This is a genomic window from Nonomuraea sp. NPDC050451, from assembly GCF_044458585.1.
The window spans coordinates 250120-263124 of sequence record NZ_JBITHZ010000002.1 but is presented as its reverse complement, the minus strand read 5'-3'; the positions used below and the strand labels follow the sequence as shown (position 1 = coordinate 263124).

The 13005-nt window shown below is 71.4% G+C and carries 12 protein-coding genes; 5 read left to right on the top strand and 7 right to left on the bottom strand.

What is annotated here, in order from left to right:
- Window positions 1–104 precede the first annotated feature (104 nt).
- Entirely contained in the window at window positions 105–623 is a 519-nt protein-coding gene (locus tag ACIBI9_RS07260) for an N-acetylmuramoyl-L-alanine amidase (protein WP_397221061.1), read from the top strand.
- Window positions 624–641: 18 nt separating this feature from the next.
- Here the strand turns inward: ACIBI9_RS07260 and ACIBI9_RS07255 are convergent, their stop codons facing one another.
- The 3 genes from ACIBI9_RS07255 to ACIBI9_RS07245 all read right to left on the bottom strand — a co-directional run bounded on the left by ACIBI9_RS07255 (window position 642) and on the right by ACIBI9_RS07245 (window position 4630).
- Window positions 642–2576: a peroxidase family protein gene (locus ACIBI9_RS07255; RefSeq protein ID WP_397221060.1), complete on the bottom strand. Its 1935-nt coding sequence runs from the start codon at window positions 2574–2576 to the stop codon at window positions 642–644.
- Between the two features lie 66 nt (window positions 2577–2642).
- On the bottom strand, window positions 2643–3572 hold the full coding sequence (locus ACIBI9_RS07250; protein WP_397221059.1) for an acetoacetate decarboxylase family protein: 930 nt from the start codon (window positions 3570–3572) through the stop codon (window positions 2643–2645).
- Window positions 3569–4630: a hypothetical protein gene (locus tag ACIBI9_RS07245; protein ID WP_397221058.1), complete on the bottom strand. Its 1062-nt coding sequence runs from the start codon at window positions 4628–4630 to the stop codon at window positions 3569–3571. The genes ACIBI9_RS07250 and ACIBI9_RS07245 overlap by 4 nt, the downstream gene beginning before the upstream one ends.
- 179 nt (window positions 4631–4809) lie before the next feature.
- On the opposite strand from ACIBI9_RS07245, the gene ACIBI9_RS07240 reads away from it, so the two are divergent.
- Genes ACIBI9_RS07240 through ACIBI9_RS07225 form a run of 4 tightly spaced genes read left to right on the top strand, consistent with a single transcriptional unit; the run spans window position 4810 to window position 9940 of the window.
- Window positions 4810–7158: a GMC family oxidoreductase gene (locus ACIBI9_RS07240; protein WP_397221057.1), complete on the top strand. Its 2349-nt coding sequence runs from the start codon at window positions 4810–4812 to the stop codon at window positions 7156–7158.
- Window positions 7159–7206: 48 nt separating this feature from the next.
- Complete coding sequence (locus ACIBI9_RS07235) at window positions 7207–8016, top strand: ATP-binding cassette domain-containing protein (protein ID WP_397221056.1); 810 nt, start codon at window positions 7207–7209, stop codon at window positions 8014–8016.
- Window positions 8013–8960, top strand: coding sequence for an ABC transporter permease (locus ACIBI9_RS07230; RefSeq protein WP_397221055.1), 948 nt, complete (start codon window positions 8013–8015; stop codon window positions 8958–8960). The genes ACIBI9_RS07235 and ACIBI9_RS07230 overlap by 4 nt, the downstream gene beginning before the upstream one ends.
- A gap of 14 nt (window positions 8961–8974) precedes the next feature.
- Complete coding sequence (locus ACIBI9_RS07225; RefSeq protein ID WP_397221053.1) at window positions 8975–9940, top strand: ABC transporter substrate-binding protein; 966 nt, start codon at window positions 8975–8977, stop codon at window positions 9938–9940.
- 376 nt (window positions 9941–10316) lie between these two features.
- Here the strand turns inward: ACIBI9_RS07225 and ACIBI9_RS07220 are convergent, their stop codons facing one another.
- The 4 genes from ACIBI9_RS07220 to ACIBI9_RS07205 form a co-directional block, all read right to left on the bottom strand.
- A complete protein-coding gene (locus ACIBI9_RS07220) occupies window positions 10317–10583 on the bottom strand; it encodes a hypothetical protein (RefSeq protein WP_394490824.1) in 267 nt (88 codons plus the stop codon).
- Between the two features lie 69 nt (window positions 10584–10652).
- Window positions 10653–11504 (bottom strand): helix-turn-helix domain-containing protein, encoded by an 852-nt coding sequence (locus ACIBI9_RS07215; protein ID WP_394490826.1) that lies wholly within the window; start codon window positions 11502–11504, stop codon window positions 10653–10655.
- A 57-nt stretch (window positions 11505–11561) separates the two neighbouring features.
- A complete protein-coding gene (locus tag ACIBI9_RS07210) occupies window positions 11562–11816 on the bottom strand; it encodes a hypothetical protein (protein WP_397221052.1) in 255 nt (84 codons plus the stop codon).
- A gap of 86 nt (window positions 11817–11902) precedes the next feature.
- The gene (locus ACIBI9_RS07205; protein ID WP_397221051.1) at window positions 11903–12916 is read right to left on the bottom strand and encodes a phosphotransferase family protein; all 1014 of its coding nucleotides are present in this window, start codon (window positions 12914–12916) and stop codon (window positions 11903–11905) included.
- Window positions 12917–13005 lie beyond the last annotated feature (89 nt).

Sequence of the window (13005 nt, the reverse complement as noted above, 5' to 3'; positions counted from 1 at the left end):
TGAAATATGGCCAACGATCCCGGCATGCCCGCGCGCCGCACCCCGCTCTCCCGCTCGCCTGCCGCCTAACGTGCGGAAAGTCGAGCACCAACTAGGGGGAGACCATGGCGATCAACATCGTCAAGCGCAGTGAATGGAACGCCCGCCCGCCGAGAGACCCGGACGCCGTCGTCAAGGTCCCGTGGGCGAAGCGCAAGGAGTTCGTCGTCCACCACACCGAGGGACCGACGACGCAGACGCCGCGGCAGATCCAGGACTTCCACATGGACGACCGGGGCTGGAACGACATCGGCTACAACTTCCTCGTGCGGGACGACGGCACCGTGTACGAGGGCCGCGGCTGGGACGTACGGGGAGCCCACGCCACGGATCACAACATCAGCGGCATCGGATGCTCCTACATCGGGATGGACAACCCGACCGACGCCGTGAAGCTGGCGATCCGCGCCGTGTACGACGAGGCCTGCGCCAAGGCCGGCCGCACGCTGGCCAAGCGCGCCCACACTCACGTGGGCAACACCGACTGCCCCGGCTCGAAGCTGCTGGCCTGGGTGGAGGCCGGCATGCCGGTCCCCGCCGCGGCGGGCGTCGATCTGCCGTCGGACGACGACCGGCTCGCCTGACGCGGCGGGGACGGCACCTCAGGCCGTGGCGCTGGACCGGCGCCACGGCGCGAACGCGTTACCCACGCGGTGCAGGGCCGGGCGCAGCTCCGGATGGTGGCGCAGGATCACGGAGGCCATGCTGCTGTTCGCGATCCAGTCCAGCCCTGCCCTCGTGTAGACGCGCTCGGCGTAGTCAGGGGTGAAGAACCTGTCGCTGTTGAGCCTCCGCGAGGCCATGAGGATGAAGACCCGGAAGGCCGTGTCGCTGAAGGCGAACCCTTCCGGGCGCTTCTCGGCGAACATGCCCACGATCAGGTCGACGTCCTCCAGCCGGTCCGCGTACACCTCGCGCAGCTCCTCCGCCAGCGCCGGGTCGTCCGTGAGCGTGTCGAACCCGCTCGCCGGCGGCAGGTGGAGCAGCCTGCGGAACTCGTTGTAGCGGGGCACGCCCAGCTCCCGGCAGCGGATCAGGTCCGTGGCCGCGAGGTCCACCAGCTTGCCGTCGGGGCGTTCGAACTCCTGCAGCAGGCGCGGGAAGTTGCGCAGGACGATCGCGCCCGGGTGCTCGGTCCCGAAGGAGTACAGCAGGTCGGCGGGTGAGATGGCCGAGGCGACCCGCAGCGCCGCGGGGCCGGACAGCTCGCGCAGCGTGGTGTTCCGGATCCCGGAGTCGTCGCGCAGGTGGCGCAGGCTGTAGTCGTCGGGGATCAGCGGGTGCATCCGGTAGACGGCCGCGAACTCCTCGGTGAGGCTGAACGGCACCCCGAAGTGGTCGGTGCGCGAACCCGGGATGCCGCTGATCGTCTCGCTCCGGCTGATCCTGCCCAGCGCTCTGTTGATCGGCTCGGAGGCCAGGCCCCACCAGTTGCTCCGCAGGCCGGTCACCGCCGTGGGGTGGCTGATGGCCGCGGGCGTCCACTCCACGGTGTGGATCTTGGCGACGAGCGCGGCGTTGATCAGCCTGGCGCGTTCGAACAGCTCGTCGTCGCTCCAGGTGGGATATTCGGCGTGGAGGCGTTCGCAGATGGCGTTGTGCTCGCGCTCGAACAGCCCCTGCATCATCACCAGGCCGAGCCAGAAGCCCGGCTCGCGGGACGGGTCGGCCTTGCCGCCGGCCATCGCCCGGAGCCCGGACGGGCGATGGCGGATCCGCCCCCGGGTTCCGGTACGCAGGGCGCGCTGCTCCTCGTCGCTGAGGCCGTAGACCAGTGACAGGTCCCACCAGTGGGTGAGCGTGTTGAGCGAGGTCGCGGGCCCCTCGTAGCCGGGCGGGCGGGTCGGGTCGGGAGGGACCCGCGGGATCGTCAGCAGGGGTTCGGGCCAGTCGTCGCCCGGCTCCAGCGGGATGGTCCACGGGTCCTCCGACGGGCTGATCCCGTGGCTGAACCAGTCCCTGATCATGAACTGCAGCCAGGTCGCGGCCAGGACGTTGAGGGAGCGCGCGGGCTGGAACTCGGTGCGGGTCATGAGCCGCCGGCTGATCACGCGCGGGTTCGGCGTCATGACGCGCTCGGGAGTCTCGGCGAACGCGTGGTCGAACGGGACGTTCCGCCCGAACCGGGTCCCGGCCATGCCCATGGCCGGGTGGTCCACGTCGTTGTACGAGCCGTTGGCGGTCCGCCGTACGTCGTGGCCCTTCGGGTCCGGGGCGGGTGGCGGCGGGCCGGCGGAGGGCAGGCGGCCGGTGTCGTACAGGTTCTGCTTGCGCAGCCGGTTGCGGATGCCCACCAGGACCGCCAGGCCGAGCGGGGTGGGCAGCCGGTGCCAGCCGAACCGGTGGTCGAGCGCCTGGGCCACGGCGTCGTAGGCGGTCCAGAACCACGAGCGGCGATAGCCCGCGCCGACGACCGGCGGTTCCCGGCCGACGGCCGGCCGGGCGCGTTCGGGCGCTTCGGCGCGCTCGGGTGCGGGCGCGGCGGCGTGGGTGGAGGCGGCCGTGAGGCGCGCGGCGATACGGAGGCGGTGCTTCATCAGATCTCCCCGTGAGCGGTCGGCTGCGGGTTGGTCGGCTGCGGGTGGTCGGGTACGGGCGGTCGGCTACGGCATCGGCGCGGCGTACTCGGGCGGCCGGGACGGGCCCAGCAGGCGGTCCGTCGCCGCGCGGTCGGGAGGCGGCAGCCGGTCCTGCCCGAGCCCCAGCCCGACCACGGACTCCAGACCCTCCCGGGGCGGCGGGGGAGGCGTGGCCGAGGTGCGGAACCAGCCCTCCACGCGGTCGTGGAGCACCCCGCGCACGGAGGGGATGAAGGCGGTCAGGAACGGCCGGTCGCGGATGTCCAGCCGCTTCAGCCACGCCGCCCGCTCGTGGTCGCCGAGGAGAAGCCGGCTCTCCGGGCCGCCGCCCCAGGCCAGGCCCATCCGGCCGTGGAGCGTGACGGACGACTTCCAGAGCATCCCGCGGAAGGAGGCGTAGCCGATGCCGGTGAACCGCATCGGCAGCCACGCGTGCGGCGGTCGCGGCACGTCCACGCGCATGACCAGTTGGCCGTCGAGGTCGTACTGGCTGCTGACCGTGGACTCGTCGGTGACGAAGTCGAGCGAGGCGCGCCGCTTGGGCATGCCCCAGATGCCGAGGCCGCCCTTGACGGAGATCTCGGTGCTCACCGGCATGTCGCCGACGTAGACGCCGGTGCCGAAGGCCGAGCGGAGCAGCAGCGGAAGCAGCGGCGGGGCGGGCCGGCCGCCCGGCGTGCACAGGATTCCGGTGCAGAACTCCACGTACGTGCCGATCGGGGTGTCCTGGTAGTCCACGACCGCGATCAGCAGCACTCCCTCGCCGCGGATCCGGTACGGGCTGAGCTCCTCCGGCAGCGCCTCGCGCGCGCCGCGCGGGTCGATCGGGTAGGCGGCGATCAGCGCCGGGCTGCCCCGCGTCCCCACCGGCATCCGGAACGGGATGCCGTCCACGTTGGCGAATCGGCCGGCGACTCTGCCGGCCGGGCGCCGGCGTCGTGCGGTGAAGGTCATGGGTCCCCCCTGTGCCGGGCCGGCGTGCCGGCCAGCTCCTCGATGATCAGCGGAAAGACGTCGCGGTGGGCGCGCTCGCCGAAGAACACGTCCAGATGGCTGTATCCGCAGAGGAGATGCAGGGAGTGGTGGGGGGCGAAGCGGGAGAAGAAATCGTAGGACCGGCGCTGGCTCTCCGGGAGGAAGCAGCGGTTGAGCTCGCCCGCCAGGAAGACGATCCGGGCGTCGGTACGCGGCTCCTGCGCCGTGTAGTCGTCCGGCAGGCCGGCGATGTGCTCATAGGCGACCAGGCGGCCGCTGCGCACGCATTTGTCCATCTGCCGGAAGAAGGTCAGCGGCACCGGGCCGAACTCGTGCGGGATCCAGAGGTCGTGCGTGGCGGCGCCGAGGTTCTCGTGCCGCCACAACGCGGGGCAGCCGCTGCCGTACGTGAAGCTGACCAGCTTGCACACCGTGCTCCCGCACTCGGCGTGCGCGGCCTTCACCAGCTGGGTGATCAGCGCGGGCGCGCCCGGCGGCGGTTGGTCCCCCCAGGACGGGTCAAGATAGGACAGGAACCTGTGCGTGACCGGCACCGCGTACCGGAGCTTGGCGCGTGACCAGCGCGGGACGACCGGGTGCAGGGAGACCGCGTTCGTGATGATCGTGTCGACCTGGGGCACCAGGCCCGCGCACGCGGACATCATGAACGAGGTCGAGCCCTGGCAATGGATGATCGCCTTGATCCGGTCCGCGCCGGTCTCCTCAACGACCTTGCGCACCGCGGCGGGGTGGTCGTATCCCGCCGCCTGATCGAGGGTCCACGGGTTGGGCGGCAGGTCGATGCTGGCCCGCCAGTCCTCCAGCCAGACGTCGTAGCCCTGCGAGACGAGCATGTCGACGACGTTGGCGGGCACCGGCGCCCGGAAGACCTTCGACCGGACCCCCGCGCCGTGCACGAGGATGACCGGGGCCTTCGTCGGCGGGGCGTGACCGCGCACGTTGACGAGGCGCAGGTTCTTGCCGTCTCCGGCGGTGAAGGGTACGACGCGTTCGTGTGTAGCGGGTCGTCCATGCATACCGATCGCCACGATCTCGGGCCGCTGCCGGCTCCGGGCCGGCAGACCTGGTCTGGACTCCTGGACTTCTGATTCCGGTGCTCAGCTCACCGATCGGTTACTCTTACATTCTACCTCTCCCCGCTTTTCGGACCCTTCCGGACGAGGGAGAGACAATGCGCCATAACGGTTCTGACCAGGTGAGACGTCCTGCCCGCGAGCACGCCGACGTCGTCGTGGTGGGCTCGGGGTTCGGCGGCGCCGTGGCGGCCTGCCGGTTCGCCGAGGCCGGGCTGCGGGTGGTCGTGCTGGAGCGCGGCCGGCCGTACCCGCCGGGCTCGTTCCCGCGCGCGCCCGCCGCGATGGCACGCAATCTGTGGGACCCGAGCGAGGGACTGTACGGCCTGTTCGACCTGTGGAGCTTCCGCGGGCTCGGCGCGGCCGTCTCCAGCGGGCTCGGCGGCGGCTCTCTCATCTACGCCAATGTGCTGCTGCGCAAGCCGGAGCGGTGGTTCGTCAAGGAGAGCCCGCTACCCGGCGGCGGCTACGAACACTGGCCCGTCACGCGGGCCGACCTCGACCCGCACTACGACGCCGTGGAGCGGATGCTCAAGCCCCAGCGCTACCCCCTCGGCCAGCCGCCGTACGACACGACGGCCAAGACCCTCGCGATGCGCGAGGCGGCCGGGCGGCTGGGGCTGGAGTGGGAGCTGCCGCCGCTGGCCGTCGCCTTCGCCCCGGAGCCCGGCGGGCAGCCCGCTCCCGGCCTGCCCATCCCGGACCCGGAGTACGGCAACCTGCACGGCCTGCCGCGTACGACGTGCCGGCTGCGCGGCGAGTGCGACCTGGGCTGCAACGACGGCGCCAAGAACTCCCTCGACCACACCTACCTGTCGGCGGCCCAGCACGCCGGCGCCGACCTGCGCACCCTGCACGAGGTACGGTGGCTCGCCCCCGCGCCCGGCGGCGGCTACGCCGTGAGCTACGTGGTGCACGAACCGGGCGAGGAGCGGCGCCGGGTCAACACTCGGCGGCTGCCCCAGCGCACGATCACCTGTGACCGGCTCGTCCTGGCCGCGGGCACGCTCGGGACGACGTACCTGCTGCTGACCTGCAGATCGGAGTTCCCCGGACTGAGCCCCATGCTCGGGGCCCGCTTCAGCGGCAACGGCGACCTGCTCACCGTGATCACGGACGCCCGCGACGGCGCGGGCCGCCACCGCTCGCTGGAGGGCAGCCGCGGCCCGGTGATCACCAGCGCCATCCGGGTGCCGGACGCGGCCGACTCGGGGCACGGGGACCGCCGGGGCTTCCTGGTCGAGGACGCGGGCTACCCGCCCTTCGCCGAGTGGCTGGGGGAGTTCGCCGGGGTGCGCGGCCAGGTCAGGAGGGCCGGCAGGTTCGTGCTGCGCAGGATCGGGGCCCTGCTGAGCCACTCGCCGCGGACCCGGATCAACGCCGAACTGTCCGCGCTGCTCGGCGACGGACACCTGTCCGACGGGTCCCTGGGCCTGCTCGGCATGGGCCGCGACATCCCCGACGGCGTCATGCGCCTGCGCCGCGGCTACCTCGACGTCGACTGGACGACCAGCACGTCCATGCAGTACTTCACCACGATGCGCGCGGCCATGCGGGACGTGGCCCGGGTCCTGCGGGCCGGTTACCGCGACAACCCGCTGTGGCTGGCCCGCAAGGTGATCACGGTGCACCCGCTCGGCGGCGCCCCGATGGGCCGCCACCCCGCGGAGGGCGTCGTGGACGAGTACGGCGAGGTGTTCGGGCATCCGGGCCTGTACGTGCTGGACGGGGCGTGCGTGCCCGGCCCTGTCGGCGTCAACCCCTCCCTGACCATCGCCGCCCTGTCGGACCGGGCCTGCGAGCACGTCCTGGAGACCGCGCCCCGGACGGCGGCGCGGCGCGCCGGGGTCTCGTCGGGCCTGAGCTTCACCGAGGAGATGCGCGGCCACGTCATGCCCGGCTCCGCGGACCCGGAGGAGGGCGAGCGGCTGGGGCGCGCGAACGGGCACCCGCTGGCGGTCCACCTGACCATCACCGCCGGCGACGTCGAGCGGTTCGTGGCCGACGCCGGGCACGAGGCCTCCGCCGCCGGGTGGGTGACCTGTCCCGTGCTCGGCGGCGGCCGGCTGCGGGTGGAGGACGGGTCGTTCAACCTGTTCGTGGCGGGCGAGGACCCGGCCCGCCGGCGCATGCTCTACCGCCTCCATTTCACCGGCGACGGGGACGCCCCGCTGACGCTCACCGGGTTCAAGGACGTGCACGACGACCCCGGGGCCGACGTGTGGTCCGACACCTCCACCCTGTACGTCCGGGTCCTGCGCGGGCACACCCGCCCGGCGGACGACGCGGAGGCCGAGGTGGTCGCCGCGGGGGTCATCCGGATCCACCTGCCGGACTTCATGCACCAGCTGACGACGTTCCGCACGTGGGGGCCCGACGGGGCGGCGGGACTGGTGCGGTTCGGCCGGCTGTTCCTGGGCGAGCTGTGGGACGCCTACCACGACCTCGCGGGGGTGTCTCGGGTGCCCTGACGGCCGCGCGGCCTTGACAACGATGTCAATCGCCTTCTTGATGTTCTTATGGCCGTACCACTGATCGCCGCCCGCGGGATCATGAAGAGCTACGGCCACGTCGAGGCGCTGCGCGGCGCGGACTTCACCCTGCGGCCCGGCGAGGTGGTCGCGCTGATCGGCGACAACGGCGCGGGGAAGTCCACGCTCGCGAAGATCCTCTCGGGCGTCGAACGGCCGGACGCCGGGACGGTCGAGGTCGACGGCGAGCCGGTGGCGTTCGGCTCCGCTGAGGAGGCCAGGGGCGCCGGGATCGAGACCGTCTACCAGGACCTCGCGCTCTGCGCCGACCTCAGCCCCGCGGCCAACTTCTTCCTGGGCAGGGAGCTGCTCAGGCCCGGCCTCCTCGGCCTGCTGGGAGTGCTGGACAACGCCGCCATGCGCCGGGCCACGCGCGAGGCGTGCGAACGGCTCGGCGTGCGGCTCGCGTCCCAGAGCGCGCCGGTCTCCGCCCTGTCCGGGGGGCAGCGGCAGGGCGTCGCGGTGGCCAGGGCGGTGGCGTGGGCGCGGCGGGCGGTGTTCATGGACGAGCCCACGGCCGCGCTCGGGGTCGTGCAGACCCGGCGCGTGCTCGACCTCATCCGCGGCGTGCGCGACTCGGGCGTGTCCGTGGTGCTGATCAGCCACAACATGCAGGACGTGATGGCGGTGTCCGACCGGGTGGAGGTGCTGCGGCTCGGACGCCGGGTGGCCCGCTTCGAGACCGCGCGCGTCTCTATGGAGGAGCTGGTCGGGGCCATGACCGGAGCGCTCGAAGCACGGGACGGGGACGGTCGGCCGGATGAGCTGGGTTCCGGCGGGCGGGAGGGCGGCGTATGAAGGGTGCGCGGCTGGGCGAGCTGCAGGTCGTGTGGATCGGCCTGGTGCTGGTCGCGCTGCTGGCGGCGTTCTCGATCCTGGCGCCCACCACGTTCCCGACCTCGTTCAACCTGCTCAACCTCGTCAGCGACGCGGCCATCCTGCTGCTGCTCGCCACCGGCATGACGTACGTGATCATCACGGCGGGCATCGACCTGTCGGTGGGCGGAGTGCTGGTGTTCTCGGCCGTGGCGGCCGCCGAGGTCATGGACGCCACCGGCTCGCTCGCGCTCGGCACCCTGGCCGCCCTGGTGACGGGGCTGGCGTGGGGCGTGCTGAACGGCGTGCTGATCGCCCTGGGCCGCATCCCCGCGCTGATCGTGACGCTCGGGACGCTGGGCATGTCGCTCGGCGGGGCCCTGCTGCTCACCGGTGGGGTCGATCTGCGCGCCCCCACAGACCTGAACCTCGGCCTCGGGCTGGCGCGCTGGCTGGGCGTACCGCTGATCGTGTGGATCTGCGCCGCCATCACCGCCGCGCTCGCGCTCATGCTCGCCTGGACCCGCTTCGGGCGGCACACGTACGCGATCGGGTCCAACGCCGAGGCCGCCCGGCGCGGCGGCGTGGCCGTGCGCCGGCACCTGATCAAGGTGTACGGCCTGGCGGGACTGCTGGCCGGGCTGGCCGGGCAGCTGTCGCTCGCCAAGTACGGCATCACCGGCGTGTCCGCCCACTCCACCGACAACCTGCAGGCCATCGCCGCCGTGGTGATCGGCGGCACCTCGCTGTTCGGCGGCGTGGGGACGGTGGCCGGGACGGTCATCGGGGTGTTCATCCCGGTCGTGCTGCAGAACGGCTTCCAGATCCTGGGCGTGCGGCCGTTCTGGCAGCAGGTGGTGGTGGGTGCCGTGCTCGTCGCCGCCGTCTACGTCGACCAGTGGAGGCGCAGGGCCCGGGACCAGTAGGAGGAGGCACCACGATGCGCAAGGCTGTGGCAGCTCTGGGAACGCTGCTGTTGACGATCGCCGCCTGCGGCGGGCAGGGCGGGCAGAGCGGAGGCGGCGGCCAGATCAGGGTGACGCTCGTGCAGGGGCTGGCGGGCGAGGAGTTCTACGAGACCATGGCCTGCGGGGCGAAGGCCAAGGCCAAGGAGCTGGGCGTGGCGCTGGACGTCCAGGGGCCGCAGAAGTTCGACCCGACGTTGCAGACGCCGATCGTCAACTCCGTGGTGGCGAGCAAGCCGGACGCCATGCTCATCGCGCCGACCGACGTCAAGGCCATGATCGCGCCGCTGACCCAGGCCAAGCAGCAGGGCATCAAGATCATCCTGGTGGACACGGTGGTCGAGGACCCGGGCATCGGCCTGTCCAGGATCAGCACCGACAACGTCAAGGGCGGGGCGGCGGCGGCCAAGGCGCTGGCGGAGCAGATCGGCGACAAGGGCAAGGCGCTGGTCATCTCCACGGACCCGGGCGTGAGCACCGTTGACGCGCGCATCAAGGGATTCGAGGAGGAGATCAAGGCTTCGCATCCCGGGATCACGTACCTGGGCGTGCAGTACTCGCACAACGACGTCGGCGAGGCATCCAAGATCGTCAACGCCGCCCTGGCCAAGGATCCCGACCTGGCCGGTGTCTTCGCCACGAACCTCAACTCCGCGACCGGCGCCGGGTCCGCGCTCCAGCAGGCGGGCAAGCTGGGGCAGGTCAAGATGGTGGGCTTCGACGCGGGGCCCGCGCAGGTGAAGCAGCTCAAGGACGGCGTCGTACAGGCTCTCATCGCCCAGCTGCCCGGGGACATCGGGGCCAAGGGGGTGGAGCAGGCGGTCGCGGCGGTCAAGGGGCAGCAGGTCACGCCGTCGATCCCGACGGACGCCACCATCGTCACCGCGCAGAACGTGGACCAGCCGGAGGTGCAGAAGGTCCTCTACAAGGCCGGCTGCTGACCAGCCCGGCTCACCGCTGCAACGGTGCCGGCCCTGCCTGGGTGTCCGAGAGGCGGGCGGCACCGAGCGGCGTTGACCGTCGCCCGTCCTCTGGCGCGCAGGCGTGCGCCTCCGATGGCGCGGCGCGAGGCATGCGTTGAGGTGCGCCCTGAGCGGCGCGCCTGGCGTGCGTGAGGGGCGTCCTGGGGCGCTGGGGTGTGTTCTGGCAGGCGCGGGTGTTGGCGGCGGCGTTGTGGGGCCCGTGGTGGGAGTCCGTGCCGGAGGGGCGCTTCTGCCGCCGCCGGAGAGGTGCTGAGGCGGCGGGGGCCCGTCGCAGGGCGTGCGGGCCGAAAATCCGTGCCGGGGGCCGTAAGCCGTGTTTCGGGCGCCGTGAGGGTCAGGCGGGGAGGGCGGCGAGGAGGAAGGCGAGGCGGGCGGCGGCGGACTCGACGTCTTCGGCGGTGCCCAGGCGGTAGCCCCACGAGGTGATGTACGCGCCCTCGTCCGAGCACGTCACCGTCTCCGTCAGCGTGGCCGAGAAACGATTGCGGACCGACACGTAGGCCGGGTCGCTCGACAGGGCGAGGCTCTGGACGGTCAGGTCAGCGTGACGACCTGCGTGCCAGGCGAATCGCTCGAGGCAGAGCGCGGTATCAAGCATCATGCGTCACCTCCGCAACGTCTCGCGATAGAATTGCACGATCTTGGGTGGGGAGGCAAGCAATTGCTGCGGTTAATGTGATGTTTGTTTGCGGTAATCGTGAAGAATTCCGATGATGACCTCCCGCCCCGGCTCGTCGAACTCCGCCACCTTCGCGTAGTCATCGAAGGCCCGGACGTAGAAGGCGATGTCATCGGGATCGCGAAGGATCAGGTCTTTCGTCATGGTGGCCACCGCGACCATGGCCTCGTTGTAGATCCAGAAGCCGTTGATCGGGCTCGACGGCAGCTCCGAGCTGAACGGGATGACGCCGAACTCGACGTTCGGCAGTGTGCTGACGGCGAGTAATCGGTCGAGCTGGCCGCGCATCACCTCGGGCGGGGCGAGGGCGGTGCGCAGTGCCGCCTCCGTCACCACGAACCTGAACGTGCGCGTCCGGTCGTACAGGATCTCCTGGCGCTGCATCCGCACCCGCACCGCCGCGTCGATCTGGTCGGCCGCGCTGTAGAGGCGCTTGACCTTGCGGAAGACGTGCCTGGCGTATTCGGAGGTCTGCAGCAGGCCCACGATGATGCCCGGTTCGAACACGCGGAACAGCTTGGTGCGCGCCTCCAGGTCGCGGATGTCCTCCTGGAGGGCGGCCAGGCCGCTGCGGTGGCGCTGCTTCCAGTCGTCGTGCCGTTCGAGCAGCGCGATGGCCTGCCTGATGAGCTCGTCGGTCGTGTCGGGCGAGGCGCGTACGGCCTGCGCCCACACGACCACGTCATCCTCCGTGGCGGTCTGCCGGGCGTTCTCCAGGCGGGAGACCTTGGACGGCTGCCAGCCCAGCCGCTGGGCCAGCTCCTTGCCAGACAGGTGCGCGGCCTCGCGCAGCTGTCGTAACTGGCCGCCGAGGTCGATGCGCGCCTGCTGAAACGACGTCACGCCGCAAGAGGCTAGCCCTGCTTGCGTCGATCATGCCAGTGTCACTCGCAATTGTGATCAAGCGGTTGCCGAGGGTGTCTCTCCGCTGGTCGGGAAAGCGGTTGCCGTGCCGTCGGGGAGGACCCGGCGGGCGATTTCGGTGATGAGCTCGCGCGGAACTTCGACCGCGGTCTCGCCGTCGAGCACGTCACGGAGGTCCGCGAGCGCCTCCGCGTCGGTGACTTGCAGACCTTGCACGACGATGGTGCCGCGGTCGGTCTCGTACAGGGTGGGACAGGCGCCCGCCTCCGAGGTGGAGCCGAGGAACCGCATTCGCATGACGATCCTTCCCCGATAACAGGTGCAATTGCGCGCAATTGTACGACTCGGGGGTTAAGAAGTGATCGTTTTTCCGGAAATCAGCCGAGAACACCGTCCATAAACTGATGTGCCCGTTCGAACAGTTGCAGGGTGGTTGCGTGTAGTACGTCCCCTATGTCCTTTGGTGCCTTTCCCGCGAACGCCCGCGCGTGCGAGCCCTCCAGGACGATGCCGAGCTTGAAGCAGGCCATCACCGCGTACCAGTCGATGGCCGACAGGTCGCGCTCCGACAGCGCCGCGTAGTACTCGATGAGCTCGCGCGGCTCCGGCAGCCCGGGGACGTGGCCGTTGTTGCTGGGCCAGGTGGCCAGCAGCCAGCCGAGGTCGAGCAGAGGGTCGCCGATCGTGCTCATCTCCCAGTCCACGATCGCGGCCACGCGGGGGCCGTCGCAGGCGAACATCAGGTTCGCGAAGTGGTAGTCGCCGTGCATGATCCCCGGGGTGAACGTCCGGGGCAGGTTGCGCTCCAGCCAGTCGGCCGTCTCGGCCAGCCCCGGAATGTCGGGGCCCGGATAGCCGTCCAGTTCGCCGTACGAGTCGAGCTCCTTGAGCCAGCGCGGCACCTGCCGCTCCAGGAACCCCTCCGGCCTGCCGAACCCCGGCAGCACCCCCGGATCGACCCGCCCCAGCTCGGCCAGCGCGGCGGCGGCCTCCAGCCCCATGCGGTGCCTGATCGCGGCGTCGGAGGCGTGCGGCTCCGGCAGGCCCGTCGAGGGGTTGAACCCGTCGACCGGCTCCATCAGGTAGAACACCGGCTCCCGCTCGGACTGCGCGGCCACCAGCCTGGGCGCGGGCACGGGCGTGTCGCGCAGTGCCGCCAGCACCCGCGCCTCGCGGCGCAGCACCTCGTTGCTCCTGCTTCGGGCGTGCAGGGGAGGGCGGCGCAGGATGTACGGGCGGCCGCCGCGCTCGAAGCGGACCATGACGTTCTGCGTGCCGCCCAGGACCGGTGAGACGCCCGTGATCGGGCCGCCGGGCAGGCCCCGGGTGTCCATCCACGTGCCGAGCGCGGCGAAGTCGATGGCGCTGACGTCGATGTGGGTGGAGGTCATGATCGCCCTTCGGCAGAATCATATTCTGGTCGCCCGACCCTACGAGAGCGCCACACACCCGGTCAACCCAGCGCCGGCCCGTCACCCCG